The sequence below is a fragment of the Burkholderia cepacia genome (assembly GCF_001039005.1).
GTDB classification, from domain to species: Bacteria; Pseudomonadota; Gammaproteobacteria; order Burkholderiales; family Burkholderiaceae; genus Burkholderia; species Burkholderia theae.
Genome location: NZ_LDWR01000029.1, coordinates 153,893 through 179,843, shown reverse-complemented (window position 1 = coordinate 179,843; position 25,951 = coordinate 153,893). Strand labels below are relative to the sequence as shown.

The following is a 25,951-nucleotide window of genomic DNA, read 5'->3' as shown; positions in this document are numbered from 1 at the left end:
AATGGCCGCATGGCAAAACAGACTCATTCCACACCCGACGAGGCCGCGGCGGATTCCCGCAACGAGTACACGGTCGACGAACTCGCGCGCGTGTCCGACACGACCGTGCGCAACGTTCGCGCGTACCAGGACCGCGGGCTGCTCGCGCCGCCGGAGAAACGCGGGCGCGTCGGCATCTACGACGACACGCACGTCGCCCGCCTGAAGCTGATCAACCACCTGCTCGCGCGCGGCTATACGCTGTCGAACATCCAGGACCTGATCAAGGCGATCGACGAAGGCCACGACCTGCGTTCGATCCTCGGCCTCGAAAACGCGATCGGCGGCCGCTGGTCGCATGAACTGCCGAAAACCTATTCGCTCGCCGCGCTTGCGCAGATGTTCGGCCCGCAGGCCACCACGCAGCTTTCCCGCGTGACCGAGCTCGGCCTGCTCGAACGGCACGGCCTGTCGTTCGTCGCGAAAAGCCCCGCGCTGCTCGAGGCGGCCGCCGCGATGACGAAGGAAGGCATCCCGCCGCGCGAACTGCTCGACGTGATCAGCCTCGCGCGGCCGCACTTCGACGCGATCGCGCGGCTGCTCGTCGACCTCGTCGTGAAGCGGCTCGACCGCTACGACGCCGACACGCTGCCGCCGGCCACCGACGTGCCCGAACTGGTCGACGCGATCTGGCGCCTGCGCCCGCTCGCGGCCGTGTTCGTCGAAGGCGAGACGAACCGCGCGCTCGAAACCGCGGCAAGCGCGTATCTCGGCGGCCGCGTCGCGACGATCCTCGACAAGAAGCTCAGCGACGAGGCCGCGCGGCAGTCCGGCACGCCCGATACGCAAGGCGACGGCGACAAAGCATAAGCCCGCCGCCGTCATATTGATATCGGCAATGCTTCGTTTGCGGTCTTGACCGCCCATGCGACGATTCTTCCAACCGAGCGGCACCGGCCGCTCCCCGAAGACGTTTCGCATGGAGTCCGTTCGATGATTCGTTTCACCCGCTGGATCACCCGCACCGCCGCGACGGCGCTCGTCGCCGTCGCCGCCACGTCCGCCTTCGCGCAGGGCAGCGCCGACAAGGTCGTGCGCATCGGCTACCAGAAGGCCGGCCTGCTGTCGGTCATCAAGGCGCAAGGCTCGCTCGAAGCACGCCTCAAGCCGCTCGGCTATGGCGTGCAGTGGTTCGAATTCCCGGCCGGCCCGCAACTGCTGGAAGCGCTCAACGCGAACAGCATCGACTTCGGCTATACGGGCGCGCCGCCGCCGGTGTTCGCGCAGGCAGCCGGCGTGCGCTTCGTGTATGTCGGCGCGGAACCGCCGTCGCCGCACAACGAAGCCGTGTTCGTGAAGGCCGATTCGCCGGTCCGTTCGCTCGCCGACCTGCGCGGCAAGAAGGTCGCGCTGCAGAAGGGCTCGAGCGCGAACTACCTGCTGCTCGAAGCGCTGAAGAAGGCCGGCGTGCGCTACGACGAGATCCGCCCCGTGTACCTGCCGCCCGCCGACGCACGCGCCGCGTTCGAGAGCGGCAACGTCGACGCGTGGGCCGTGTGGGATCCCTACTACGCAGCCGCGCAGAATTCGCTGAAGATCCGCACGCTGTCCGACTACACGGGCCTCACGCCCGCGAACAACTTCTACGAGGCGACGCGCGATTTCGCGGAGCAGCATGCCGACGTGGTTGGCGCGATCCTGAAGCAGGCGCGCGAGACGGGCCTGTGGGTCAACGGGCATCCGGCCGAGACCGCCGCGCTGATCGCACCGAAGGTCGGGCTGCCGCTGCCGCTCGTCGAGACGTGGATCAAGCGCGTGCCGTTCGGCGCGGTGCCGATCGACGAGAAGATCGTCAAGGTTCAGCAAGGCGTTGCCGATGCGTTTTATGGGGCGAAGCTGATTCCGCAGAAGCTGAGCGTCGCAGACAACGCGTGGACCGATAAACGCGTGGCGACGGCGGTCGCGGCGAAGTAACGCGCGGCGCAGCGCGCACGCGTTCGAAAAATAGGCCGACGGGTTCACTGCCCGTCGGCCTTTTGCGTTCTTCCGGAATTTTCGGTGAGCCGCGGGACGAACTGCCATGCCAACGTCGCTTCCGGCCAGACGATGGACTTTCGTGTGCGGAATTCGTCAGCCATGTAGTCGGCCGTTAAGTACATCCCTGTTTCATTCGTGGCCGCAGGCGGAACGCTGCAAATTTCGATGCGCTACCGCGAATTCATTGCACGCAACCTATACTTTCAAAATCATTTCGTCCGCGACAAGGAGGCGCAATCGTGCCCTATGTGCTTCGCGCGGCATCCCGCGCGGTCATTCACGCAAGACCCATGACTACTGTCGTATGAAGAGGACATCATGACGCGCAAATACATCGACTGCCGGGAATTCCCGAGCGAAATGAATTGTTCCGTTGCGCTATCCGCGGATTCCGAAAACGAGTTGCTCGAGGCGGCCGTCCAGCATGCGGTCACGGTTCACAAGCATGCCGATTCGCCGGAACTGCGTTCGCAGCTGAAAACGCTGTTTCATGACGGCACACCGCCCGTTGAAGCACCGCGTCACGCGTAACGCCGGCGCGACCGATTGAAGAGCGGCGACCACCTCACGACGGCCATCTGCCGACAACGCATCTGCGTTGACCGTCGCTGCTCATCTTGCCGAAATCTTCTTCTACGCGTGGCCTGGTGGGGCAGCTACGGAAGGTCCGCTATCGTACGAATATCTCGCTGTCGGGCCGAACTCGTCGTTCCGCGTTCGACCGGTAGCAGTCCTTCGGGCGTGTTCCACGCATGAAGACTGCCGAGCCGAAGCGGCCGTTACGGGTTATATGCCCCGTTCGACAAAACCTCCGCCAGAACCGCAAGACTTATGGATGGAAGGTTTCACCACGATTCAGCATGTCGACGAATTCCTCGATTTTGCGCGCCCTTGTTTCCGGCTTTTTGGCGTTCTGTATCCGATACAGGATGGCATAGCGGTTGCGGCTGTTCAGGGTTGCAAAAAACTTCCTGGCGCCCGGATTTGCGTCCAGAGCCGCCTGCAGGTCGTCCGGCACGACCGAGTGACTGGCCGACGTATAAGCAGCCTCCCAGCGGCCGTCCTTCCTGGCCTTCTCGATTTCGCTCATGCCGGGCGGGCGCATTCTGCCGGCGGCGATCAGCACTTCAGCCCTTTCCTTGTTGAGTTTGGACCAGATGCTTTTTGCGGTGCGCGGGGTGAAGCGTTGTAACCAGTATTGCTCGCTCTCAGCCCGCTTTTGACCATCGATCCAGCCATGACAGAGGGCGCTTTCCAACGCCTGTTCGTAGGTCACGGTCCGCTGCCCGGTGCCTTTTTTCGCCAGACGCAGCCATGCACCGGTCGAACTGCTGCAGTGTTGCCCCAACCAGCTTTCCCATTCGGTCTGACTGGTAAAGGTTAGAGCGCTTTCGGTCATGTCGCTATCCTGAATGGTTCAGTCCATGTGCGGGGAAGGCGTTCGCAGTCTAGCGGTTTTTTACGGATATCAACGCCCGTGGTGCGGCCCATGACCGGTCGCTCGGCAGCCACGGGCCCGCCCGTTTACTTCAACGCCCCCGCCACCTTCTTCTGCCGCCACAGGCACAGCAAATCGCACGCAACATGCGCGGCCGCAATCGCCGTAATGTCCGCATGATCGTAAGCGGGCGCCACCTCGACAACATCCGCGCCAACCAGATTCACGGCCCCAAGCGCACGCACGATCGCCAGCGCCTGCGCGGACGACAAGCCGCCCGCGACCGGCGTCCCCGTCCCGGGCGCGAACGCCGGATCGAGGCAATCGATATCGAACGTCAGGTACGCGGGCCGCGCGCCGACGATATCGACGATCCGTTCGACCGCCGCGCGCGAACCGTGATCGTGCACCCACGCGGCGTCGAGCCGCTCGATCCCGAGAAAATCGTCGTTCCACGTACGGATACCGACCTGCACCGACGTCGCCGGATCGATCAGCCCTTCTTTCACGGCCTTGTAGAACATCGTCCCGTGATTGAGGCTGTCCGGATCGTCGTCGGCCCACGTATCGCAGTGCGCGTCGAAATGGATCAGCGACAGCGGCTTGCCATAGCGCTCCGCGTGCGCGACCAGCAGCGGATACGTGATGTAGTGATCGCCACCGAGCGTCAGCATCTTCGCGCCCGAACGCAGGATCGTGCGCGCATGTTCGACGATCGCGGGCTTGATCGACAGCGGGTTGTGCGCGTCGAACCAGCAGTCGCCGTAATCGACGGCCGCGAGATCGTCGAACGGATTGAAGCCCCACGGATACGGATTGAGTTCCGCGAGCTGCACGCTCGCCGCGCGGATCGCGGCCGGCCCGAGCCGCGCACCCGAACGATAGGTCGTCGCGAGGTCGAGCGGCACGCCGGAAATCGCGACGTCGACGCCGTCGAGCACACGCGAATAGTTGCGGCGCATGAACGACAGCACACCCGCATAGGTGTTTTCGATCGAGGAGCCGTACGGCGTCGTGCGACGGATCGCGCCGTCGCCGTGGAAAAGTTCGGTCATGGTCGAACCTGTTTTCGTGGGGAGCCGGCCCCGCCCCGCTTCGCATTGGCGCGCGGGCCGGGCACGGCAGGGATTCATCGGGTACGCACCGGCTTGCGCCTCCAGTCGCGCGGCCGGGCGGAACAACGACAACGGCAATACGGCGGCGATCATAACAAGCCGAATTGAAGTCGTTGCCCCGGTTCAACCGGGGCAACGCGTGGAAGAAATCCGGCGGCCGCATCGGCACCGTTTCCTAGAAGGATTCGCCGGTTTTCGCGCGCCTTTTCTTCCGGATAATGGCCGGCAGCCGCGCCACCGCCTGCGCGCCGTCCACCGCAGACAACAACAAACCGGAGACACCCGCCTTGATCGCCACGCTTCCCGCCACCTACCGCCGGCTCTGGCCACTCGCCGTCGCCGCCGCGCTGCTGTACGGGCTGTCGCTCGCCGTCGCGCCCTATCCCGGCCAGGCCGCCGCGAAAGCCGCGATGGGCATCCTGTTGCTCGCAGCCGGCAGCACCTGCGGCGCGCCGCGCGAACGCGCGTGGCTGTGCGCGGCGCTCGCGACCGCCGTGCTCGGCGACGTGCTGCTCGCGCTGCCCGACTGGCCGCTGTCGTTCGTCTTCGGCCTCGGCGCGTTCCTGCTCACGCATCTCTTCTATTGCGCGATTTTCTTCCGCTGGCGCGCGCGACCGCACGGCTGGCGCATCGTCGCGCTCGTCGGACTGTGGATCGCCGCACCGGCGTTCTACCTGGCCTTCCTTCCGCACCTCGGCGAGCTGCTGGCGCCGGTCGCCGTGTACATGCTCGTGCTGTGCGTGATGGCGAGCTTCGCGCTCGCCGCCCGCACGCACGGCCCGCTGGTGGCCGTCGGCAGCCTGGTCTTCGTCGGCTCCGATACGCTGATCGGCGTCGGCCGCTTCCTCGGCGGCTTTCCCGGCATCGACTACCTGATCTGGGGCCTCTATGCGCTCGCGCAGGTCATGATCGTGGCCGGGGTTTTCCATGAGACCGCCGCCCGATCGATCCGCCCCTGATTCCGTTTCAAACAGACCGCCGCGCGCCGGCGGTCTCATCCCCCGCTTGTGTCGCCCCGTCGACGGGCCTTTCCGCGAATTCCGCCATGTGGAAACCGGCCCGTTCCAAACCCCGCTCAGCCTTTTCCCGTCTGGTTTCCGGCCCTTAGAGCGGCGCTTCTAGCCTCTTGCGGTTTCCGGGCTCACCCACTATCGTTACATCAAACAATGTAACATTCCAAAATGAGCCAAATCGGAGACACCCGGATGAATGCTCGCACGTTGCCTTTCGGTCCGCCCGGCCACGACGGCCTGGACGAAACCATCGATATCGCCATCATCGGCACCGGCTTCGCCGGTCTCGGGATGGCGATCCGCCTGCGGCAAACAGGCGTGACCGACTTCGTCGTCCTCGAGAAGGCCGCGTCGGTCGGCGGCACGTGGCGCGACAATCATTACCCCGGGTGTGCATGCGACGTGCAATCGCACGTCTATTCGTTCTCGTTCGCGCCGAACCCGCGCTGGACGCGCATGTTCGCGCCGCAGCCGGAGATCCGCGCGTATCTGGAAGACTGCGTGCAGCGCTTCGGGGTCGGCCCGCACCTGCGCCTGAACCACGAACTGCAGCGCGCCGAATACGACGAGGCCGCGCAGCGCTGGCGCCTCACGTTCGCGAACGGCAAGCGGCTGTCCGCGCGCGTGCTGGTGTCGGGGATGGGCGGCCTGTCGCGCGCCGCGCTGCCGGCCATTCCCGGCGTCGAGAACTTCAAGGGCCGCGCGTTCCATTCGCAGCATTGGGATCACGACTACGCGCTCGAAGGCAAGCGCGTCGCGGTGATCGGCACCGGCGCGAGCGCGATCCAGTTCGTGCCGCAGATCGCGCCGCGCGTGAAGGAACTCGCGCTGTTCCAGCGCACGCCGCCGTGGATCATGCCGAAGCCGGACCGCAACCTCAGCGGCCTCGAGAAGTGGCTGTTCCGCACGCTGCCGTTCACGCAGAAGGCCGTGCGCAGCGGCATCTACTGGATGCTCGAATCGCGCGTGCTCGGTTTCGCGATCCATCCGTCGCTGATGAAGAACGTGCAGAAGCTCGCGCTGCGCCACATCCGCAAGCAGATTCCCGATCCGGAGCTGCGCAAGACCGTCACGCCGAACTACACGCTCGGCTGCAAGCGCGTGCTGATCTCGAACGACTACTACCCGGCGCTGTCGCGCAAGAACGTCGACGTGATCACGACCGGCATCGACCATATCGAGGCCGACGCGGTCGTGACGACCGACGGCAAGCGCCATGAAGTCGACTGCCTGATCTACGGCACCGGCTTCCAGGTTGCCGATCCGTTCCCGCGCGGTGCGATCGTCGGCCGCGGCGGCCTCGACATCGTCGATGCGTGGCGCGACGGCGCGCACGCGTATCTCGGTTCGACGCTGCCCGGCTACCCGAACTTCTTCATGATCGTCGGCCCGAACACGGGCCTCGGCCACAACTCGATGGTGTTCATGATCGAGTCGCAGATCGAATACATCCTCGGCGCGCTGCAGGCGATGCACCGCGAGCGCGCGGACGCGATCGAGGTGCGTCCGCTCGTTGAGGCGCAGTTCAACAGCGACCTGCAGGGCAAGCTGAAGAAGGCGATCTGGTCGACGGGCGGCTGCAAGAGCTGGTACCTCGACCCGCGCACGGGCAAGAACACGACGCTGTGGCCGGGCTTCACGTGGCGCTTCCGCCAGGCGACCGCGCGCTTCTCGATCGCCGACTACCACGCATATCGCGCGCCGCAACACGACACGACCGCGCGGCCCGTCGCCGCGCCGGCCGCTTCCGCTTCCACTTCCACTTCCGCCGAAGCGGCCTGAGCCAGACAAGGAGCCACCGACATGAGAGATTTCGCCAACAAGGTCGCCGCGATCACGGGTGCCGGCTCGGGCATGGGCCGCTCGCTCGCGATCCAGCTCGCGCAGGCCGGCTGCCATGTGTCGCTCGCCGACAAGAACGGAGTCGGCCTCGCGGAAACCGAACGGATCGTCCGCGCGATCGCACCGAACGTGCGCGTATCGACGCGCGTGCTCGACGTCGGCGAACGCGACGTGATGTTCGCGTGGGCCGACGACACCGCGAAGGAACACGGCAAGGTCAACCTGATCTTCAACAACGCGGGCGTCGCGCTGTCGAGCACGATCGAAGGCATGGAATACAGCGATCTCGAGTGGATCGTGAACATCAACTTCTGGGGCGTCGTGCACGGCACGAAGGCGTTCCTGCCGCACCTGAAGGCATCGGGCGACGGCCACGTGATCAACACGTCGAGCCTGTTCGGGATCTTCGCGCAGCCGGGCATGAGCGGCTACAACGCGACCAAGTTCGCGGTGCGCGGCTTCACCGAATCGCTGCGCCAGGAACTCGACATGATGAAGTGCGGCGTGTCGGCGACCTGCGTGCATCCGGGCGGCATTCGCACGAACATCGCGCAGGCCAGCCGCGTGTCGAAGAACATGGTCGGCTTCATGGTCGCGAGCGAGCAGCAAGGCCGGGACACGTTCGAGAAGTTCTTCATCACGACCGCCGACGACGCCGCGCGCACGATCCTCGCCGGCGTGCGCAGGAACAAGCGCCGCGTGCTGATCGGCCGCGATGCGAAGGCCGGCGACTGGATGGCGCGCATCCTGCCGTCCGCCTATCAAGCGCTCGTCGTGCTGGCGACGCGCCGCGAAGCCGCGAAGGCCCGCCGCCAGACCGCACGCGGCACGCCGGCGCCCGCGCCGCTGCACGCCACGTACAACAATGCAGGCAATCAGGGAGGAGAACAATCATGACGACCCCGAACATGATGCCGGTGCGGCGCGACATTCGTTTCGCGCTGCCCCCGGAACGCGCGCGCGACTGGCACGTGCAGGGCGTGCCGGTCACGCACTTCATGAATGCGCTGTCGCTGCTGTTCCCGGCCGGCGAACGCTTCTTCATGGATTCGGTGCGCAACTACCGCGACCAAATCGAGGATCCCGAGCTGAAGAAGCAGGTGCTCGGCTTCATCGGCCAGGAAGCGATGCACACGCGCGAGCACATCGAATACAACGACCTGCTGCAAGCGGCGGGCCTGCCCGCGCACAAGCTCGACAAGCGGCTGTGGACGATCCTCGGCTGGTTCAGGAAGGCGTTGCCGCATTCGATGCAACTCGCGATCACGATCGCGCTCGAGCACTACACGGCGATCCTCGCGAACCAGCTGCTGTCGGGCCACGAGCACCGGATCGACGGCTCGGTCGAGGGCTACCAGCAGATGTGGATGTGGCACGCGATGGAGGAAACCGAGCACAAGGCGGTGTCGTACGACGTATGGACCACCGTGATGAAGCCGGGCCTCGGCAGCTATCTGCTGCGCACGGGCACGATGCTGACGACGACGGTGTTCTTCTGGACGATCGTGTTCGACTTCCACGTGCGCCTGATGCGCGCGCACCGTCGCGAGCACGGCAAGTTCGGCGGCATGTGGCGCCTCGTGAAGTATCTGTACAGCCCGAAGCACGGCGTGTTCCCGAGCATCGCGCGCGAATGGCTCGACTACTTCCGCCCGGGCTTCCACCCGTGGGACCACGACAACCACCAGTACCTGCAGGGGCTCGACACGCTGCTCGAGAACATCGACGCGACCAACGCGCGTTATGCGGCGCAAGCCGCCCCGCGCCGCGTGCCGCTGCACCCGGTTCCGCAAGCGTGACGCCATGGCCCGCGCCCACGAGATGCTGACCGTCCAGTCCGGCGACGTGAAACTCGCCGTCTATGCAAGCGGGTCGCGGCGCGCGCCGCCGCTGATTCTCGTGCACGGCTACCCCGACTCGGCGGCCGTGTGGGCGCCGATCCGCGCGCGGCTGTCGAAGCGCTACCGCGTGATCGCGTACGACGTGCGCGGCGCCGGCGCGTCCGATGCGCCGCGCCGCCGCGCCGACTACACGCTCGCGCGGCTCGCGGACGACCTGAAGGCGGTGGCCGACGCGACCTGCGGCGGCCGGCCGTTCCACCTCGTCGGCCACGACTGGGGCTCGATCCAGTGCTGGGAGGCCGTGACCGACCCCGCGTTCCGCGGCCGGATCGCGTCGTACACGTCGATCTCGGGCCCGTGCCTCGATCACGTGTTCCGCGCGAAGATGCGGCTCAAGCAGAGCCTGAAGTCGTGGTACATCGCGTTCTTCCATCTGCCGGTCGTGCCGTCGCTGGTGTGGCGGCTCGGCGGCGCGGCACTGTGGCCGCGCTGGCTGCAGCTCACCGAACGCGTGCGCGCCGAGCGTGACCCCGTGCAGCTGAAGAACGCGCTGAACGGCCTGCAGCTCTACCGCGCGAACTTCCTGGCGCGGGCGCGCAAGCCGCGCGAACGGTACGCGCAAGCGCCCGTGCAGATCCTGGTACCCGTGCGCGATCGTTACGTGACGCCCGAGATGTCGGTCGACCTCGACCGCTGGCTCGGCGACCACGTACGCGAGGAAATCGACGGTACGCACTGGATCGTGCTGCGCCACCCCGACATGATCGCGTCGCGGATCGACCGCTTCGCATCCGCGCATGAACGGCCGGCGGTCGCGAACGCCGCGGTTCAGCGCAATGTCGGTGCCGGCAGGCGTCTGAACAGCGTCTCGTAGTCGACGACGAGCCCGTCGTCGTCGATATCCATCTCGGCCGTGAAGTTGCGGAAGATCCCTTCGTAACGGTAGCGCCGGCCCGGCTCGATGCACGCGTAGGCCTGCTTGACCGGCGTGACCTTCAGGTCCGGCGTCGAGATGTACGCGACGTCGATCGGCCGCCGTTCGCCGCGTGCGAGCCCGAGGCGGCCGATCGGCAGCGAATTCGTGAACGGCGTCGCCGCGATGTCGATATCGATGCAGCCGTCCAGTTCCGGCAGCGCGCGGCCCGCGCCGTCGTGCCAGTGGCCTGCACCGTCGCCGCGCAGTTCGAGCGTGCCGCCCCCCATCACCTTGAGCACCGCATAGGTCACGCGCCATTGCGGATCGCACTCGACGCGATACGCGAGCCCGTACGCGCGGCCGTAGCGCTGGCCGACCACCGCGCTTTCGACGACGATCCCGCCGCCGCTCCGGTCGAACGTCAGATGTTCAACCCCGTCGCCTTCGAGCGACGCCCAACGCACTTCACGCATCGTTCCACCTCCCGGTTTGCCCGATTCGGGGCATCGTTGTACAAGTCCCGTCACGAAAACGCCAGCCGATACCCAAATTCGCCAACAAAGCAGGTAACTCACAAAAAACGCTGACAAAGCCCCGGTCAAACCTACCCATTCCCCGTTCTGGGGCACCGAACACAAATCCTGACTATCCAGAATTCCCTATTCCGGTGCATGGAATTGTGTCCTATGCTCGCGGCTCGTCCTGTTCCGCCGCCATCATGCCTACCGCCCGCTCCGCCTCGCCGTCGATCGACCTGCGCATTTTGCTGCGCGGCATCGGGCAGATCGTACTGCAGGCGAATGCGCTGACCGGCGCGCTGCTGCTCGCCGCGCTGGCGCTGACCGACCTGCGGCTCGCGTCAGCGGCGCTGCTCGGCTCGGCCGCCGCCAGCATGACCGCCGTGCTGACGGGCGCCGAGCGCCGCGACGTCGAACAGGGGCTGCACGGTTTCAACGGCGCGCTCGCCGCACTGATCGCGGTGCTGTTCGCGCCCGATTCGCTCGCAGCCGTCGCGCTGGTGCCGCTGGCCGCGATCGGCGCGGCGCTCGTGCAGCGCGCGATGCGCGTGCCGCTCGCCCGCTGGCGCCAGTGTCCGTATTCGAGCCCGTGCCTCGCCGTCACCGCGCTATGGCTGCCGTTTGTCGCGCTGCAGCATGCGAACGGCGCCGCGGCCGACGCGGCGCTGACGCTTTCTTCCGCCGCGGACGCGCTGCTCTCGGGCGTCGCCCAGACCACCTTCGCGCAAGGCGCATGGGCCGGCGTGCTGATCGTCGCCGGCATCGCCGCCGCATCGCGCCGTGCAGCCGCGTTCGCGCTCGGCGGCGCCATCGTGTCGACCGTGCTGCTGGTCGCGCTCGGCGCGAGCGGCGCGTCGTACGCCAATGGCCTGCTGGGTTTCAACGGCGCGCTCGCCGCACTCGCGCTGATGCCGCGCGGCCCGCGCGCGGCGCTCGCGGCCGCCGCGCTCGCCGCGCTGATCCAGTGGCTCGCGACGCGCGCGGGCATTCCCGCATTCACGGCGCCGTTCGCGCTTGCGTCGTGGGTCACGGTGGCGGTCACGCGCCGCTTCACCCTCGGAGAAACCGATGTCGTCATTCGCACACCGTCCTGATGCCGTGAAACCCGGCGGCCCGATCTCGGACGCCGAACGCCGGCTGCGCGTCGACCTCGCCGCCGCGTATCGGCTCGTCGCGCTGAACGGCTGGGACGACCTGATCTACACGCATCTTTCCGCGACCGTGCCCGGCGAGCCCGGCCACTTCCTGATCAACCCGTTCGGCCTCACGTTCGACGAGGTCCGCGCGTCGAATCTCGTGAAGATCGACCTGGTCGGCAACCGGATCGGCGACAGCGAGCACGCGGTCAACGTGACGGGCTTCGCGCTGCACGCGGCCGTGCACGCCGCGCGCGCCGATGCCGTCTGCGTGATGCATCTGCACAATACGGCCGGCATTGCCGTGTCGATCCAGCGCGACGGGCTGCTGCCCGCGTCGCAGCACGCGCTGCGGTTTCATGGCGACCTCGGGTACCACGACTATGAAGCGCTCGCGTTCTCGCCGGCCGAAGGCGCGCGGCTGACCGCGAGCCTCGGCGCGAAATCCGCGATGCTGCTGCGCAATCACGGCACGCTGACGGTCGGCCGCACCGTTGCCGAAGCTTATGTGCTGATGGATACGCTGATCAAGGCGTGCGACATCCAGGTCCGCGCGCAGGCAGGCGGCGGACCGCTCGTGCTGCCCGACCCGGCCGTCGCGGACCGCACCGCCGAACAACTGCGCGACGGCGGCGCGATCGAAGGCGAACTGGAATGGCCGGCGCTGCTGCGCCGGCTCGACCGGATCGATCCGTCGTATCGCGACTGACGCCGCAACCATGGCCGCGACCGCGGCCGCATCGTTCAAACCCAACCGGAGCATTGTCATGCCGACTTTCAATATCCAGCTGTTCGAAGGCCGCACCGTCGAACAGAAGCGCGAATTCGTCGAAGCGATCACGCGCGTCACGTGCGAGACGCTCGGCTGCGCGCCGGGCTCGGTCGACATCATTCTGACCGACGTGAAGAAAGAGAACTGGGCGACGGCCGGGAAGCTGTGGAGCGACGAGCGCTGAGCGTGACAGTCGGCGTCGCTGCGCCGCCGCCGGCACTGCGTTGAGTCACACCCTGCAGTGCCCGCCACGGGCTCTGCAGTGCGGCCTCCTCCCCTCGCCCGCGTTGTGCGCCCGCACATCGCTTTGTCACGCAATCGGCGCATAATGCCGGACAGACGCAGCAGCCAATGGCCACCCGGGAGACCGCCATGGAAGCGAAGAACGAGGAAGTCGTCGCACACCTGCTCTCCGATGTCGTCGAATTCGCGCGCGGGCGCCTACCCGAAGCCACGTTCCGAATCGTCGAACCATTCCTGCGTCATTACTACGATTTCGTCGACGCCGACGATCTGCAGAACCGCAGCATCGCCGATCTGTACGGCGCCGCGATGGCGCACTGGCAGACCGCCCAGAAATACGTCCCCGGCAGCGAGCGGCTGCGCGTGTACAACCCGATCCTCGAACAGCACGGCTGGCACTCCGACCACACGGTCATCGAGATCGTCAACGACGACATGCCGTTCCTCGTCGACTCGGTGACGATGGCCGTCAACCGCCTCGGGCTCGCACTGCATTCGGCGCTGCATCCCGTGTTCCGCATCTGGCGCGGCGCCAACGGCGGCATCGAGCGCGTCGACGCGGGCGGCGCGACGCCCGGCGACGGCCAGTCGCAACTCGCGTCGTTCATCCACTTCGAAGTCGATCGCTGCGGCGACGCCGCGCTGCTCGACACGCTGCGCGAGGACATCGCGCACGTGCTCGGCGACGTCCGCGCATCGGTCGAGGATTGGCCGAAGATCGTCGACATCGCCCGCGCGACGATCAAGGAGATGAAGGCGCGCGAATCGACCGCGGAAGACCTCGAGGCGCGCGCGTTCCTCGAATGGATGGCCGCCGATCACTTCACGTTCCTCGGCCACCGCGACTACGCGCTCGTGTCGGATGGCACCGGCTTCGGCCTGCGCGGCATCGAGGGCACGGGCCTCGGCATCCTGCGCGAATCGCTGCGCACGTCGGGTGCGCCCGACGTGACGCCGCTGCCACCGGCCGCCGCGGACATCATCATGGGCGCGTGGCCGATCTTCCTGACCAAGGCGAATTCGCGCGCGACCGTGCACCGGCCCGGTTATCTCGACTACGTGGGCGTGAAGCTGGTCGGCACCGACGGCAAGGTCACCGGCGAGCGCCGTTTCATCGGGCTCTACACGTCGACCGCGTACATGGTGTCGAGCGCCGAGATCCCGATCGTGCGCCGCAAGTGCGCGAACATCGTGCGGCGCGCGGGCTTTTTGCCGAAGGGGCATCTCGGCAAGTCGCTCGTGACGGTGCTCGAAACCTATCCGCGCGACGAGCTGTTCCAGGCCGACGAAGACCAGCTCTACGACATCGCGCTCGGCATCCTGCGGCTGCAGGAACACCAGCGCACGCGCCTGTTCGTGCGCCGCGACCGGTTCGACCGCTTCGTGTCGTGCCTCGCGTTCGTGCCGCGCGACAAGTACAACACCGACCTGCGCCGGCGCATCGCGAAACTGCTGATCGACGCGTACAACGGCGTGAACGTCGAATTCACGCCGCTGCTGTCGGAATCGGCAATCGCACGCATTCACTTCGTCGTGCATGCGGAACCGGGCACGATGCCCGACGTCGACACGCGCGAGCTCGAAACGCGGCTCGTGCAGGTCACGCGCCGCTGGCAGGACGATCTCGCCGACGCGTTGCTCGACACCTTCGGCGAAGAGCAAGGCAACCGCCTGCTGCAACGTTATGCCGACTCGTTCCCGGCCGGTTATCGCGACGACTATCCGGCGCGCACGGCCGTGCGCGACATCGAGCTGATCGAGCGCGTGAAGGATTCGGGCCAGCTCGCGATGAACCTGTACCGGCCGATCGAGGCCGAGCCGCGCGCATTCCGCTTCAAGGTCTATCGCGCCGGCGACCCGATCGCGCTGTCGCGCAGCCTGCCGATGCTCGAGCATCTCGGCGTGCGCGTCGACGAGGAACGGCCGTACCGGATCCAGACGCAGGACGCCGCGCATGCGTGGGTGCACGACTTCGGCCTCGAACTCGCCGACGATGCCGAGTTCGACATCGAGCGCGTGAAAGACCTGTTCGAGGATGCGTTCGACCGGATCTGGAACGGCCGGATCGAGAACGACGACTTCAACCGCCTCGTGCTGCGCGCGCAGTTGAGCGCGCGCGAAGTGACGATCCTGCGCGCGTATGCGAAATACCTGCGGCAGGTCGGCTCGACGTTCAGCGACGCGTATATTGAACGCGCGCTGACCGGCAATCCGGCGATCGCGCGGCAACTCGTCGAGCTGTTCCTGCTGCGCTTCGATCCGCGCACCGGCGACACGCGCGACGCGCAGGCCGAACGGCTGCTGAAGGCGATCGAAGCTGCGCTGGACCAGGTGCCGAACCTCGACGAGGACCGCATCCTGCGCCAGTTCCTCGGCGTGATCAACGCGACCGAGCGCACGAACTACTTCCTGCTCGACGCGAACGGCACATCGAAACCCTACCTGTCGTTCAAGTTCAATCCGGCGAAAGTACCGGGCTTGCCCGAACCGAAACCGATGTTCGAGATCTGGGTGTATTCGCCGCGTGTCGAGGGCGTCCACCTGCGCGGCGGACGCGTCGCGCGCGGCGGCCTGCGCTGGTCGGATCGCCGCGAGGATTTCCGCACCGAGGTGCTCGGGCTGATGAAGGCGCAGATGGTGAAGAACGTCGTGATCGTGCCGGTCGGCTCGAAAGGCGGCTTCGTCGTGAAGAACCCGCCGCCGCCGAGCGATCGCGAAGCGTGGATGCGCGAAGGCATCGCGTGCTACCAGACGTTCCTGCGCGGCCTGCTCGACCTGACCGACAACCTGGTGAGCAATGCGATCGTGCCGCCGCCCGACGTCGTCCGTCATGATCCCGACGATCCGTATCTGGTCGTCGCCGCCGACAAGGGCACGGCAACCTTCTCCGACTACGCGAACGCGATCTCGCATGAATACGGCTTCTGGCTCGACGACGCGTTCGCGTCCGGCGGCTCGGTCGGCTACGACCACAAGAAGATGGCGATCACTGCGCGCGGCGCCTGGGAATCGGTGAAGCGGCACTTCCGCGAGATGGGTGTCGATACGCAGGCGACCGACTTCACCGTGGTCGGCGTCGGCGACATGTCGGGCGACGTATTCGGCAACGGGATGCTGCTGTCGCCGCACATCCGGCTCGTCGCCGCGTTCGATCACCGGCACGTGTTCCTCGACCCGAACCCCGACCCCGCGACGAGCTTCGCGGAGCGCGAGCGCATGTTCGCGCTCGAACGCTCGAGCTGGGCCGACTACGATCCGGCCGCGATTTCGGCGGGCGGCGGCGTCTATCCGCGCACCGCGAAGACGATCCCGCTGTCGCCGGCCGTGCAGGCCGCGCTCGGCATCGATGCTCAGGCGCTGCCGCCGACCGAGCTGATCCGCGCGATCCTGCAGGCGCCGGTCGACCTGCTGTACAACGGCGGCATCGGCACCTACGTGAAGGCCGCGCGCGAAACCCACCTGCAGGTCGGCGACCGCGCGAACGATGCAGTGCGCGTGAACGGCGCGGACCTGCGCTGCAAGGTCATCGGCGAAGGCGGTAACCTCGGCTGCACGCAATTCGGCCGCATCGAGTTCGCGCAGCGCGGCGGCCGCATGAACACCGATGCGATCGACAACTCCGCCGGCGTCGATTGTTCGGATCACGAAGTCAACATCAAGATCCTGCTCGGGCTCGTTGTCTCCGACGGCGAGATGACCGAGAAGCAACGCAACGCGCTGCTCGCCGAGATGACCGACGAAGTCGGGCTGCTCGTGCTGCGCGACAACTACTACCAGACGCAGGCGCTGTCGATCGCGGGTCGTTATGCGGTCGAGCTGCTCGACGCCGAGGCGCGCCTGATGCGCTGGCTCGAACGCGCGGGCCGCCTGAACCGCGTGATCGAATTCCTGCCGACCGACGACGAAGTCGCCGAACGGCAAGCCGCGAAGCTCGGCCTCACGTCGCCCGAGCGCGCGGTGCTGCTCGCGTACAGCAAGATGTGGCTCTACGACGCGCTGCTCGAATCCGACGTGCCCGAGGATCCGCTGGTTGCCGCGATGCTCGTCGACTACTTCCCGAAGCCGCTGCAGCAACGCTTCAGCGAACCGATGCGCCGCCATCCGCTGCGCCGCGAGATTCTCGCGACGCACCTGACCAATGCGCTCGTGAACCGTGTCGGCTGCGCGTTCGTGCACCGGCTGATGGAGGAAACCGACGCGAAGCCGGGCGACATCGTGCGCGCGTGCATCATGGCGCGCGACGTGTTCGACCTCGATGCGGTGTGGCGCGACATCGACGCGCTCGACAACCGCGTCGCCGACGACATGCAGGCGCGCATGTTCGTCGACGTCGCGCGGCTGCTGGAGCGCGCGGCACTGTGGTTCCTGCGGCACCTGCAGTCCGGCGCGGTGGCCGATGGCGGCGTCGCCGAGTTGATCGCGCGCTGCGGCGACGCGGCGCAGCGGCTCGCGCCGCAACTGCCGTCGCTGCTGCCGGCCGACGATCTCGAAGCGCTGTCCGAGCGGCAGCGCGTACTGGTCGAGGCCGGTGTCGACAGCGCGCTCGCCGTGCGCGTCGCGAGCGGCGACATCTCGGCCGCGCTGCTCGACATCGCCGAGGTGGCCGCGACCAGCAACCGCAGCCTCGAACTCGTCGCGGGCGTCTATTTCTCGCTCGGCACGCTGCTCAATTACAGCTGGATCAGCGAACGCGCGGCGACCCTGCCGACGCCGACGCACTGGGACATGCTGGCGCGCGCGGCCGCGCTCGCGGAAGTCGCGCGCCTCAAGCGCACGCTCGCCACGAGCGCGCTCGCGGAGTCGCCGGATTCGACCACGCCGGAGACGATCGTCGGCGCATGGCGCGAGCGCCGCGAAGCCGCGCTCGAACGCTATGCGCACCTGCTCGCGGACCTGCGCGCGTCAGGCGGCGCAAGTCTCGCGGTGCTGCTCGTGATCGTGCGGGAGATGGCCGTGCTCGAACGCGCGTGACGGGTCAGACCGTCGCGACCAGCAGCTCTTCCGCGTTGTTCGGCGGCCGCAGGCCGTCGGTGCGATCGGCGAAATAACGGCGCGTCAGTTCGGCGGCCGAAACGTGCGCGGCGGTCGCGAAGCCGGCCTCCCGCGCGAGTGCCTGGATCTGCGCCGGCATGAAGAAGCTGATGAACGGCGTGCCGCTCGTGCGCGCACCCTTCGCGGCCATTTCCAGCCCCGGGCGCACGTCCGGATCCGCATTCTCCAGCGGCAGCAGGAACGTCATCGCGAGCGTCGAGCCCGGCGCGAGCGACGCGACTTCGCGCAGCGAGGCCGCGTTCGCCTCGCGCGTCAGGTACATGCTGACGCCGGTGGACACCACGACCGCCGGCTTGCCGGCATCGAAGCCCGCGGCGACGAGCGCATCGCGCCACGACTGCTTCGCCTCGAAATCGACCGGCACGAAACGCAGCCAGTCGGGCACGCCGAAGCCGAGTTCGACCAGACGGCGCTGCTTCCATGCCTGCGGCGCCGGCGGGTCGACTTCGAACACGGTCACGCGCGACGCCATGTCGGGCCGGCGCTGCACGAAGCTGTCGAGGCCTGCGCCGAGGATCACGTACTGGCTCACGCCGTGCGCGGCCTGCTCGACCACGAGATCCTCGATGAAGCGCGCACGCGCGACGATCGACGCGCGGAACGGCCGCGTGAATTGCGGATCCATGTCGCCGCGCTGCTGCCAGCCGGGCGCCGGCGCGAGCAACCGGAGCCCGATTTCGTCGGCGAGCACGTGCGGCGGCGCGTCGAGTTCGACATGCAGCGCGCGCCACAGCGCGACGCGCGCGGCGGTGCTGTCGGGGGCGTCTTCGCGGGTATCGGTCATGGCGGCCTCACGCACCCTGCTTGCCCGGCGCCTGCAGCCGCCACACGCGGCCGTCCGGGTCGCGCACGGTCATGTCGCGCGTGCCCCAGTGCGTGTCCTCGAACGGCGTGACGACATCGACGATCGGCTGCGGCTGCACCGCCTGCTCGTCCTGCACCTTGAGCACGACCTGCAGGTCCGGCGTCTCGCCCGGCGGCACTTCGGCGATGAAAAGATAGGGACCGTCGCCGCTGCGCAACTGGCCCGACTGGTGATCGGTTTCGAATTCCAGCTTGAAGCCCAGCGCCTGGAAGAACTTCGCCGACTTGCCCCAGTTGTGCGTGGTCAGGAACACGGCTTCGATTCGCTCGGATGACATGTCACTCCTCCTTGGTGGACGGCCCCGCGCCCGGCTGCGGCGCGGCCAGGTACGCGCGCAACGCGTCGGCCACCAGCGCGGACAGCGATTGCTCCGTTTCGATGGCGCGATGCTTGACCTGCCGGATCAGGCTGAGCGGCAGGTACACGTTGAATTGCTTCACTTCTTCGTCGGTCATGACAGCTAGTATGCTAGCAATCTAGCAAAAATCAAGTGCGGGTGATGGCGATGGCGATGGCGATGGCGATGGATCGCGTGATCGGCCGCGGCCCGTGTGCGGGCCGCCTTCGAATACCGTGGGTTCGGGTTACTTCGCGGCGCGCGCCGCCAGCCGCGCGAACAGTGCGTCGAGATCGAATCCCGTCGTATCGATGCCGATCGTGTCGCGCAGGCATGCGCCCCACGCGGCCGCGTCGTCGAACGTGACGGTGCGCCCGGCGCCCGCCGCGTCGCGCAGCGTCAGCGTGGTATTGCGCAGCGCGGCGCGGCCGTCCGGCAGCACGCGGCACGCGATCAGGTCGTTCAGGAAGATCGATTCGGGATACGTCGACGTGAACCAGTTCGCGGCGTCGTAATCGATCCACTCGGTCGGCTTCAGCGAAAAGCGGTAGGTGGTCTGCCAGCCGTCCGGCGTCTCGAACTGCAGGTCGAATTCGCCGTCGACCGGCGCATCGATCACGCGAAACGCGCCGTGCGGTGTCAGTTGCCGCTCGCCCGGCACGAAGCGCAGCGGCGCGGTCAGCGTCGCGCTGCCGAAGCCGATGTCCGCGAGCCAGACCGCATCATCGAGATCGATGCGCAGCACCATGTGCGTCTGCGCGGTGACGATCTCGGGCGGCAGCATCCAGCGCACGCGCGCGATCAGCGGCGTCACGCGAAAGCCGATCGTCGTGAGCGCCGTATGGAACAGCTTGTTGAGTTCGAAGCAGTAGCCGCCGCGGCGGTGCCCGATCACCTTGTCGACGATCGCGGGCACGTCGAGCGCAACGCGCGCGCCCGTCAGCGGATTGAGGTTTTCGAACGGAATCGCCTGCGGATGCAGCAGATGCAGCCGGCGCAGCACGTCGAGCGTGGGCTCGGCCGGGCCGTCGTAGCCGATGCGGGAAAAATAGCGCGAGAGGTCGAACGAGTCAGTCATGAACCTGCACCGATAAGAGGGACACGCCACGATAGCATCGCGCGAAATCCCCAGGTTGCGCAGGGCGATTGTTCGCCGTCGCGCGCGATGCCGGCACCGCACCGCGCGCCCGCCCGCGCAACGTTACGGCAGCAGCTTCAGCGCGGACGACGCGACCGACGGTACCGAAATGCCCTGGCTCGTCGCGAACTGCACGGCCTGGCTGAGCGTCGCCGCGAGCGACTGCAACTGGCCCGGCGCGCTTTGCGCGATATACGACGCGGCCTGCATGTTCTGCGGATTCAGGCCCGACTGCAGCAGCGACGCCGCGCTCGTCGAACCGAGATTGCCGAGCCCCGACTGCAGTTGCGAATACTGCGTGAGCCCGTTCCCGAGCGACGCGAGGCCGTTGCTGAACGCCTGCTTGTCGACCGGGCCGTGCGTCGCGCTGCCGCTCGCGAAAGCCTGGCCGAGCGCCTGCGACACCGACTGCTGCGCGCCGCCCATCTGCGACAGCGCGGCCGGCGTCAGCGCATTGCCGCCGGCCAGTTGGCTCGCGGCCTGCTGCGCCTGCCCGGCCGCGCCGGTCAACCCCATCGCCGACGCGAGCGACGACTGGCCGGACAGCACCTGCTGGTTCGCGCCGACATACGCCTGCAGCAGTTGCGCGACGCCGCCCTGCGCGGGCGCCGCCTGCTGCTGCCCGCCGCCGAGCAGCGACGCGCCGATCGACTGCAGGTCGAGCTGCGCGTGCGCGGCGCCGCTTACCAGAATGCCGAACGCAATGCCTGCCGAGGCCAGATGCCTGCCCGTCGCGCGAATGTGCTTCATGTGTTTCCCTCGTGCCCGAATGATTGAGGTCGATATTGTCGAAGCGCGTCGCACGCCGCCGCAACGACTGAAACACATCGAAACGAAATCGCGCCGCGCGGCCGCTTGCCATTCCGCGACCGGCGGACACCATCGCACGGATTCATCCGCGATTGCCGCGCAATATCCGGCAGGCGCCGGAATTCGCTCTCCGGTCGCATCAATGACGGTGGTTTCCAGCCTGCGCAAGCGCTGCTATGAAACGCATCGCCATCGCCTGGCACCGTCGGGCAACGCGCGCCGGGAACGAAGCAAAACGGGCGGCTCGCCGCCGCCCGTTTCGACACTCCGCCACCGGTTACCCGCTACCGGCTACCGGCCGGCCGCGACGTTACGCGGCCATCCACGCCGGCAGGCGCCGGCCGACCCAGTCGGCCGCCTGTTCGTAGCCGCGCGCGAGCTGCAGCACGGCGAGATCGGCGCGCGGGCGCCCGATCAGCTGCATCCCCATCGGCAGCCCCGCGTCGTTGAAGCCGACCGGCACGTTGATCACCGGGCAGCCGGCCAGCGTCCACGGCACGACGGTTTCCATCCAGCGGTGGTAGGTGTCCATCGCGCGACCCGCGATCTCGTTCGGCCAGCGCTGGTCGACGTCGAACGGGAACACCTGCGCGGTCGGCGCCGCGATGAAGTCGTAACGGTCGAAGAAGCTCAGCACGGCCTGATGCCACGCGGTGCGCTCGACGCTCGCGTCGAACACCGCCGCGCCCTGCATCGCGAGCAGCCCTTCGATCTCGTAGATCGCCTCGGGCTTCAGCAGCGCGCGGCGCGCCGGGTCGCGATAGTGCGCGAGCAGCCCGCCGCCGGACAGCAGATGCCGGTGCGCGAGCCACAGGCGCCAGATCCGGTCAGGCGCGAACGCCGGCAGCGCGGCATCGACGTCGCAGCCGATCTCGCGCAGCGTCGCCAGCCCCTGCTCGCACTGCGCGAGTACGCCAGCCTCGGTAGCGAGATAACCGTTCCAGTCGCCGACCCACGCGATGCGCTTGCCGCGCAGGTCCGCGTCGAGCGGCTGCGCGAACACGGCCGGATCTTCCGCGAGCGACAGCGGATCGTTGGCGTCGTAGCCGGCCTGGATCGCGAGCAGTTGCGCGACGTCGCCGACCGTGCGGCCCATCGGCCCTTCGATGCCGAGCTGCTGCACGAACACGTCGACACCCGGCCAGCGCGGCACACGGCCCTGCGACGGGCGCATGCCGTAGATGTTGCAGAACGCGGCCGGATTGCGCAGCGAGCCGCCGAAATCGCTGCCGTCGGCCACCGGCAGCATCCGCGACGCGAGCGCCGCCGCCGTGCCGCCGCTGCTGCCGCCCGCGCTCTTCGTCAGGTCATACGGATTGCGTGTCGCGCCATACACCTCGTTGAAGGTGTGCGAGCCGAGCCCGAATTCGGGCGTGTTGGTCTTGCCGATGAAGATCGCGCCGGCCGCGCGCATCCGCGCGACGCCCACGGAATCGGCCTGCGGCACGTTCTCGCGAAAGATCGGCGAGCCGTAGGTCGTGCGCAGCCCCTTCGTCATCGCCAGATCCTTCGGCGCCTGCGGCATCCCGTGCATCCAGCCGTGGTATTCGCCGCGCGCCAGCGCGGCATCCTTTTCCGCGGCTTCGGCGAGCAGCGCGTCGCGGTCGCGCAGCGCGACGATCGCGTTGACCGCGCCGTTCACACGCTCGACGTGGTCGAGATACGCGCGCATCGTCTCGACGCACGAGACCGCCTTGCTGCGAATTGCCGACGCGAGCTCGCCTGCCGACAGGCGCACGATCGGGTCGACGGGAATGGAAGCGGGAGCGAGAAGCTGCGGGGCGCCGTGCGGCATGCGGGTCTCCTGGGAAGCGTTATCGAATGGCGGGCCGCTGGGCGGCGGCCGATGCTCTACTCTACGCGACGCGTTCCGGGCGACCTCCGATATTTTGCGGCGCAATTCATTGCGGATTCGACTGAATCGGGGTGGTGTGGGAGGGGCCGGCGTCCTCGTTTATGCGCATAAACTTAAATTTCTTATATTTCTAATAGACGCGCTACGACGCCGCCTGCGTTAACGACTTTTTTACGCGTAGATCCGATCTCTTTAGATCGCTTCCGGCGGCGGAACGCTACGCTGGAAGTACTTCGTTCCTGGGACATCGTCCATGCTCAAGCTGCTGGTTCCGGTCGGCCATTCGCCGCGCTCGCTTCAGGCCGTCCGGCACGCAACGTTTCTGTATCGAGAGCGGTGCGCGTCGGAAATCGTGCTAATCAACGTCCAGGCGCCGCTCGAATCGACGCGGCTCGAGGCGTTTCACCCGCTGTCGCGGCTGCGCGCGATCGAGGAGAAATTCGCGACCGACGATCTCGCGATGGCCGAGCGGATCTTGCGCGATGCGAACGTGAAATTCAGCGTCGTGATGAAGGTCGGGCCGGTGGCCGATACGATCGCGGCCGCGGCGGCCGAGACCGGGTGCGACGAGATCGTGGTCGTCGCGCCGCGGCACGATCCGCTGCATGCGCTGTTGTCGGTGTTTCGCCGCAGCGTGATGGACCGGCTGGTGCGGATTTCGAATGTGCCGGTAACTGCGGTGCAATGACAGGCATGGCGCGCCATGCGCGCCTGTCGTGCAGCGTTTATTTGATGGCCTTGCGCCAGAATACGAAATAGGCGGCCGCCGAAGACGCAACCAGCAAGATTGCCCACATCGGAGCGAGACTGATCAGCACGGAAGAGACGTTCAACATTTGGATTCCTCACTATTTCGAGAGCGATATTCAACATGGACCTGCTTGCCGGACCCGATGCACTGCGCTCGTCAGGCATCGCGTTCCGTCAAATCATGCATTCATGCTATCGCTTTGAACTGCCGCGCGACCGTCCCCTCCCGCCCGTACCCTGACATTCGTCAAACTCGCGCGAATCACCCGCCTGCCGCGCGGAAATCTGGCGCACGATGGCCATGCTGCACGCTCGGCTTCGTCTGCCGGACGCATTAAAACCGCTCGCCGCCGGCCCGAAAACCGCCGACGCCTCCCGCGCGCGAGCCATCAAAAACGGGACAGATGCCCTCTGCCCCGCCCCCGTTTCAGCAGACGTTTACAAGGGGAACCCCCAAGTGCTTCGTCGAACGTGTCCGCGTTACGCTTGAGCAACGAGGAGACAAACCATGAGACGAGCCGTACATATCGCTGTTTTCGCGTTGCTGGCCTATCTCATTGGCGATCGTGCGATCCTGCATGCGCAGGGCCGCGACGCCAGCCCGCTTGCGTGCGAACAGGGCGCCGCGCAGGTGAAGGTCGACGCGCTCGGCCGCGGCTTCGGCGCGGCAGCCGCCAGCAGCCAGAGCGAGGCGTTCATGTCGGGCTGCCTGGTAACGGGGCGCGACCATCAGGACGTCGCGATGGCGGCCCGCTGACGCGAATCCCGCGGCAAGCCGGCTGCGCCGCAATCGTGAGCGCGGGCGTCAATTCCCGCTGTTTACCGTCATTTTCTCGATCGAGGTCGTGACGGACGTCACGGCCCGGACGCCGTTCACGCTGAACGTCTGCTCGCGGTCCGTATCGTCGCGGGGAAGCCGCATCGACAACTGCGCCGTCAGCCCGTCCTTTCCGTATTGCCCGAACCAGTCGATCAGCCGGCCGATGTAGCACTTGCCGCCGATATGAACCGGCATGTCGCCGACAATCTCGTACGTGTAGTGGCCGGGGCCGTAGTTCGAATACTCGCTGCGATCGTCGCCTTGCACGTCGGGCGGAATCGGACATAGCGGCTTGTCGGCGCCGGCGTCGCGCGCAGTGCTGTCGCTCACCGCGTGCAGCGCCTGTTCGAGGGCCGCATGCAACGTGCCGTCGAGCACCGTCGCGCCCTTCTTCCCTTCATCGTGCTGCTCGACCGGCACCGACAGACGGTAACGGTAGTGCACCGTCAGTTTCGGCACCTGGTCGACGACGGTAAACGGCCGCAGCAGGTAAAACTCGTCCACCCCGTAATGACTGTCGCGATAAAGCGCATAGACGCGCCCGCGCACGCGAATCCAATCGGCCGCCTGATTCGCGCCGCGGCCATTCGTCGTGTACAGGCTGCGGTCGATCGCCTCGTTCGACTCGCCGGGCACGTCGAACTTGCCGCCGTTGCGCCGCAAGACGTCGACCGACGACCACAACCCGGTTCCGTTCGATGCCGATTCGACGACCAGATCGCGCCGCCCGTCGCCGTCGAGATCGATGAGCGTGTAGAACGCGCCCATCGCCGTATCGTCCGTGTCGATCTGCGACGCCTTCAACGCCTTCCATTCGTCGGCCGTCACGCCGTCGGGCCGGGCAGCCGGGAAAACCGGCCCTTGCTCGCCGCCGGATTCGCTCGAGAAGCGCGTGACAGCATCCTTGATTCGCAGCCGCTCGATCGCTTTGTCGACCGGCGAGCGTGAATCCGTTCGGCGCGCCTGCTCGACGAGCGTACGCAAATCGTCGAGCGCAGCCTTGTCTTCTGCGTCGGGGCGATACGCGAGCACCGTGGCGAGGCGCGCTTGCAGATCGGCGATGCGCGACAGATAGCGCTGCTCGAGGCAGCCGTGATCGGCGCCGCATTGATCGCGGGTTTTCAGCCAGCCGAGCTGCGCGGTGCGCAACGCCGTGCGCTGCCCCGGCGGCAACGTATCGGACAGCTTCCGGTAAAAGGCCGACAGCCTGCCGTCGTCCAGATGCAGGTCGTTCGACGCGCACACGGCCTTTTCTGTCGGGCTGGTTGCTTGCGTGCAGTCGAGCCCGGCCGCGAAGGATTCGGATGCGTGCGCAAGCAGCACGAGCAACAACGTGCGCCGGAACGGCGCTTCAATGCGGAATTTCATGGATGGGTTCTCGACGGTCAACGCGCTCTCAGATCGGGGCCTTGCCGGCCTCCAGCGCGCGATTTTCCATCAATTGGCCGGCCGGCGGAACAGCCGGGAGAAATCA

General features: G+C 67.0%; 25 protein-coding genes. 14 read left to right on the top strand and 11 right to left on the bottom strand.

The window, feature by feature from the left end; translation table 11 throughout:
- The first annotated feature begins 9 nt into the window (after positions 1 to 9).
- The 3 genes from VL15_RS18300 (at position 10) to VL15_RS18290 (ending at position 2,547) form a co-directional block, all read left to right on the top strand.
- Complete coding sequence (locus VL15_RS18300; protein WP_048247445.1) at positions 10 to 849, top strand: MerR family transcriptional regulator; 840 nt, start codon at positions 10 to 12, stop codon at positions 847 to 849.
- 123 nt (positions 850 to 972) lie between these two features.
- Complete coding sequence (locus VL15_RS18295) at positions 973 to 1,953, top strand: sulfonate ABC transporter substrate-binding protein (protein WP_048247443.1); 981 nt, start codon at positions 973 to 975, stop codon at positions 1,951 to 1,953.
- Positions 1,954 to 2,334: 381 nt separating this feature from the next.
- Entirely contained in the window at positions 2,335 to 2,547 is a 213-nt protein-coding gene (locus VL15_RS18290) for a DUF1059 domain-containing protein (RefSeq protein WP_048247441.1), read from the top strand.
- A gap of 298 nt (positions 2,548 to 2,845) precedes the next feature.
- Here the strand turns inward: VL15_RS18290 and VL15_RS18285 are convergent, their stop codons facing one another.
- The 3 genes from VL15_RS18285 to VL15_RS43585 all read right to left on the bottom strand — a co-directional run bounded on the left by VL15_RS18285 (position 2,846) and on the right by VL15_RS43585 (position 4,867).
- Positions 2,846 to 3,415: a YdeI/OmpD-associated family protein gene (locus VL15_RS18285; protein WP_048247440.1), complete on the bottom strand. Its 570-nt coding sequence runs from the start codon at positions 3,413 to 3,415 to the stop codon at positions 2,846 to 2,848.
- A gap of 125 nt (positions 3,416 to 3,540) precedes the next feature.
- The gene (speB, locus tag VL15_RS18280; RefSeq protein WP_048247438.1) at positions 3,541 to 4,509 is read right to left on the bottom strand and encodes an agmatinase; all 969 of its coding nucleotides are present in this window, start codon (positions 4,507 to 4,509) and stop codon (positions 3,541 to 3,543) included.
- Positions 4,510 to 4,744: 235 nt separating this feature from the next.
- On the bottom strand, positions 4,745 to 4,867 hold the full coding sequence (locus VL15_RS43585) for a hypothetical protein (RefSeq protein WP_268991209.1): 123 nt from the start codon (positions 4,865 to 4,867) through the stop codon (positions 4,745 to 4,747).
- On the opposite strand from VL15_RS43585, the gene VL15_RS18275 reads away from it, so the two are divergent.
- From VL15_RS18275 to VL15_RS18255, 5 genes are all read left to right on the top strand, one after another.
- Positions 4,857 to 5,528, top strand: a complete 672-nt coding sequence (locus tag VL15_RS18275) for a lysoplasmalogenase (RefSeq protein ID WP_048247567.1) — start codon at positions 4,857 to 4,859, stop codon at positions 5,526 to 5,528. The genes VL15_RS43585 and VL15_RS18275 overlap by 11 nt on opposite strands.
- 246 nt (positions 5,529 to 5,774) lie before the next feature.
- Positions 5,775 to 7,364, top strand: coding sequence for a flavin-containing monooxygenase (locus VL15_RS18270; protein ID WP_048247437.1), 1,590 nt, complete (start codon positions 5,775 to 5,777; stop codon positions 7,362 to 7,364).
- Positions 7,365 to 7,385: 21 nt separating this feature from the next.
- Positions 7,386 to 8,321 (top strand): SDR family NAD(P)-dependent oxidoreductase, encoded by a 936-nt coding sequence (locus VL15_RS18265; RefSeq protein ID WP_048247435.1) that lies wholly within the window; start codon positions 7,386 to 7,388, stop codon positions 8,319 to 8,321.
- Positions 8,318 to 9,223: a metal-dependent hydrolase gene (locus VL15_RS18260; RefSeq protein WP_048247432.1), complete on the top strand. Its 906-nt coding sequence runs from the start codon at positions 8,318 to 8,320 to the stop codon at positions 9,221 to 9,223. The genes VL15_RS18265 and VL15_RS18260 overlap by 4 nt, the downstream gene beginning before the upstream one ends.
- A 4-nt stretch (positions 9,224 to 9,227) precedes the next feature.
- Positions 9,228 to 10,139 carry an alpha/beta fold hydrolase gene (locus VL15_RS18255; protein WP_048247565.1) on the top strand — a complete coding sequence of 304 codons (912 nt, stop codon included), beginning with the start codon at positions 9,228 to 9,230 and terminating at the stop codon, positions 10,137 to 10,139.
- Here VL15_RS18255 and VL15_RS18250 read toward each other — a convergent pair.
- Positions 10,094 to 10,654: a putative glycolipid-binding domain-containing protein gene (locus VL15_RS18250; protein ID WP_048247430.1), complete on the bottom strand. Its 561-nt coding sequence runs from the start codon at positions 10,652 to 10,654 to the stop codon at positions 10,094 to 10,096. The genes VL15_RS18255 and VL15_RS18250 overlap by 46 nt on opposite strands.
- Positions 10,655 to 10,899: 245 nt before the next feature.
- Between VL15_RS18250 and VL15_RS18245 the strand changes: the two genes are divergently transcribed.
- From VL15_RS18245 to VL15_RS18230, 4 genes are all read left to right on the top strand, one after another.
- Positions 10,900 to 11,793 (top strand): urea transporter, encoded by an 894-nt coding sequence (locus VL15_RS18245; RefSeq protein WP_048247429.1) that lies wholly within the window; start codon positions 10,900 to 10,902, stop codon positions 11,791 to 11,793.
- A complete protein-coding gene (locus VL15_RS18240) occupies positions 11,768 to 12,544 on the top strand; it encodes a class II aldolase/adducin family protein (RefSeq protein ID WP_048247427.1) in 777 nt (258 codons plus the stop codon). Before VL15_RS18245 ends, VL15_RS18240 begins: the two co-directional genes overlap by 26 nt.
- Before the next feature lie 58 nt (positions 12,545 to 12,602).
- Positions 12,603 to 12,791: a 4-oxalocrotonate tautomerase gene (locus VL15_RS18235; RefSeq protein ID WP_048247564.1), complete on the top strand. Its 189-nt coding sequence runs from the start codon at positions 12,603 to 12,605 to the stop codon at positions 12,789 to 12,791.
- Positions 12,792 to 12,979: 188 nt separating this feature from the next.
- Positions 12,980 to 17,821, top strand: a complete 4,842-nt coding sequence (locus VL15_RS18230) for an NAD-glutamate dehydrogenase (protein ID WP_048247425.1) — start codon at positions 12,980 to 12,982, stop codon at positions 17,819 to 17,821.
- A 4-nt stretch (positions 17,822 to 17,825) separates the two neighbouring features.
- Here the strand turns inward: VL15_RS18230 and VL15_RS18225 are convergent, their stop codons facing one another.
- The 6 genes from VL15_RS18225 to VL15_RS18200 all read right to left on the bottom strand — a co-directional run bounded on the left by VL15_RS18225 (position 17,826) and on the right by VL15_RS18200 (position 22,847).
- On the bottom strand, positions 17,826 to 18,686 hold the full coding sequence (locus tag VL15_RS18225; RefSeq protein ID WP_048247423.1) for a class I SAM-dependent methyltransferase: 861 nt from the start codon (positions 18,684 to 18,686) through the stop codon (positions 17,826 to 17,828).
- Positions 18,687 to 18,693: 7 nt separating this feature from the next.
- On the bottom strand, positions 18,694 to 19,044 hold the full coding sequence (locus tag VL15_RS18220) for a VOC family protein (protein WP_048247420.1): 351 nt from the start codon (positions 19,042 to 19,044) through the stop codon (positions 18,694 to 18,696).
- A gap of 1 nt (position 19,045) precedes the next feature.
- The gene (locus VL15_RS18215; protein ID WP_048247418.1) at positions 19,046 to 19,222 is read right to left on the bottom strand and encodes a ribbon-helix-helix domain-containing protein; all 177 of its coding nucleotides are present in this window, start codon (positions 19,220 to 19,222) and stop codon (positions 19,046 to 19,048) included.
- Positions 19,223 to 19,351: 129 nt separating this feature from the next.
- On the bottom strand, positions 19,352 to 20,182 hold the full coding sequence (locus tag VL15_RS18210; protein ID WP_048247416.1) for an arylamine N-acetyltransferase family protein: 831 nt from the start codon (positions 20,180 to 20,182) through the stop codon (positions 19,352 to 19,354).
- A gap of 123 nt (positions 20,183 to 20,305) precedes the next feature.
- Positions 20,306 to 20,992 (bottom strand): hypothetical protein, encoded by a 687-nt coding sequence (locus VL15_RS18205; protein WP_048247414.1) that lies wholly within the window; start codon positions 20,990 to 20,992, stop codon positions 20,306 to 20,308.
- 370 nt (positions 20,993 to 21,362) lie between these two features.
- Entirely contained in the window at positions 21,363 to 22,847 is a 1,485-nt protein-coding gene (locus VL15_RS18200) for an amidase (RefSeq protein WP_048247412.1), read from the bottom strand.
- Between the two features lie 313 nt (positions 22,848 to 23,160).
- On the opposite strand from VL15_RS18200, the gene VL15_RS18195 reads away from it, so the two are divergent.
- Together VL15_RS18195 and VL15_RS18190 are read left to right on the top strand one after the other, a co-directional pair.
- Entirely contained in the window at positions 23,161 to 23,595 is a 435-nt protein-coding gene (locus VL15_RS18195; RefSeq protein ID WP_048247410.1) for a universal stress protein, read from the top strand.
- A gap of 570 nt (positions 23,596 to 24,165) precedes the next feature.
- The gene (locus VL15_RS18190; protein WP_048247408.1) at positions 24,166 to 24,414 is read left to right on the top strand and encodes a hypothetical protein; all 249 of its coding nucleotides are present in this window, start codon (positions 24,166 to 24,168) and stop codon (positions 24,412 to 24,414) included.
- Between the two features lie 48 nt (positions 24,415 to 24,462).
- Here the strand turns inward: VL15_RS18190 and VL15_RS18185 are convergent, their stop codons facing one another.
- Positions 24,463 to 25,845: a lysozyme inhibitor LprI family protein gene (locus VL15_RS18185; protein WP_080970869.1), complete on the bottom strand. Its 1,383-nt coding sequence runs from the start codon at positions 25,843 to 25,845 to the stop codon at positions 24,463 to 24,465.
- Positions 25,846 to 25,951: the final 106 nt, after the last annotated feature.

What these genes read in the sequence shown, in the direction of transcription:
- VL15_RS18300 (WP_048247445.1), top strand. Translation starts at nt 10, where the DNA reads ATGGCAAAACAGACTCATTCCACACCCGACGAGGCCGCGGCGGATTCC.
- VL15_RS18295 (WP_048247443.1), top strand. Translation starts at nt 973, where the DNA reads ATGATTCGTTTCACCCGCTGGATCACCCGCACCGCCGCGACGGCGCTC.
- VL15_RS18290 (WP_048247441.1), top strand. Translation starts at nt 2,335, where the DNA reads ATGACGCGCAAATACATCGACTGCCGGGAATTCCCGAGCGAAATGAAT.
- VL15_RS18285 (WP_048247440.1), bottom strand. Translation starts at nt 3,415, where the DNA reads ATGACCGAAAGCGCTCTAACCTTTACCAGTCAGACCGAATGGGAAAGC.
- speB (WP_048247438.1), bottom strand. Translation starts at nt 4,509, where the DNA reads ATGACCGAACTTTTCCACGGCGACGGCGCGATCCGTCGCACGACGCCG.
- VL15_RS18270 (WP_048247437.1), top strand. Translation starts at nt 5,775, where the DNA reads ATGAATGCTCGCACGTTGCCTTTCGGTCCGCCCGGCCACGACGGCCTG.
- VL15_RS18265 (WP_048247435.1), top strand. Translation starts at nt 7,386, where the DNA reads ATGAGAGATTTCGCCAACAAGGTCGCCGCGATCACGGGTGCCGGCTCG.
- VL15_RS18260 (WP_048247432.1), top strand. Translation starts at nt 8,318, where the DNA reads ATGACGACCCCGAACATGATGCCGGTGCGGCGCGACATTCGTTTCGCG.
- VL15_RS18255 (WP_048247565.1), top strand. Translation starts at nt 9,228, where the DNA reads ATGGCCCGCGCCCACGAGATGCTGACCGTCCAGTCCGGCGACGTGAAA.
- VL15_RS18250 (WP_048247430.1), bottom strand. Translation starts at nt 10,654, where the DNA reads ATGCGTGAAGTGCGTTGGGCGTCGCTCGAAGGCGACGGGGTTGAACAT.
- VL15_RS18245 (WP_048247429.1), top strand. Translation starts at nt 10,900, where the DNA reads ATGCCTACCGCCCGCTCCGCCTCGCCGTCGATCGACCTGCGCATTTTG.
- VL15_RS18240 (WP_048247427.1), top strand. Translation starts at nt 11,768, where the DNA reads ATGTCGTCATTCGCACACCGTCCTGATGCCGTGAAACCCGGCGGCCCG.
- VL15_RS18235 (WP_048247564.1), top strand. Translation starts at nt 12,603, where the DNA reads ATGCCGACTTTCAATATCCAGCTGTTCGAAGGCCGCACCGTCGAACAG.
- VL15_RS18230 (WP_048247425.1), top strand. Translation starts at nt 12,980, where the DNA reads ATGGAAGCGAAGAACGAGGAAGTCGTCGCACACCTGCTCTCCGATGTC.
- VL15_RS18225 (WP_048247423.1), bottom strand. Translation starts at nt 18,686, where the DNA reads ATGACCGATACCCGCGAAGACGCCCCCGACAGCACCGCCGCGCGCGTC.
- VL15_RS18220 (WP_048247420.1), bottom strand. Translation starts at nt 19,044, where the DNA reads ATGTCATCCGAGCGAATCGAAGCCGTGTTCCTGACCACGCACAACTGG.
- VL15_RS18215 (WP_048247418.1), bottom strand. Translation starts at nt 19,222, where the DNA reads ATGACCGACGAAGAAGTGAAGCAATTCAACGTGTACCTGCCGCTCAGC.
- VL15_RS18210 (WP_048247416.1), bottom strand. Translation starts at nt 20,182, where the DNA reads ATGACTGACTCGTTCGACCTCTCGCGCTATTTTTCCCGCATCGGCTAC.
- VL15_RS18205 (WP_048247414.1), bottom strand. Translation starts at nt 20,992, where the DNA reads ATGAAGCACATTCGCGCGACGGGCAGGCATCTGGCCTCGGCAGGCATT.
- VL15_RS18200 (WP_048247412.1), bottom strand. Translation starts at nt 22,847, where the DNA reads ATGCCGCACGGCGCCCCGCAGCTTCTCGCTCCCGCTTCCATTCCCGTC.
- VL15_RS18195 (WP_048247410.1), top strand. Translation starts at nt 23,161, where the DNA reads ATGCTCAAGCTGCTGGTTCCGGTCGGCCATTCGCCGCGCTCGCTTCAG.
- VL15_RS18190 (WP_048247408.1), top strand. Translation starts at nt 24,166, where the DNA reads ATGAGACGAGCCGTACATATCGCTGTTTTCGCGTTGCTGGCCTATCTC.
- VL15_RS18185 (WP_080970869.1), bottom strand. Translation starts at nt 25,845, where the DNA reads ATGAAATTCCGCATTGAAGCGCCGTTCCGGCGCACGTTGTTGCTCGTG.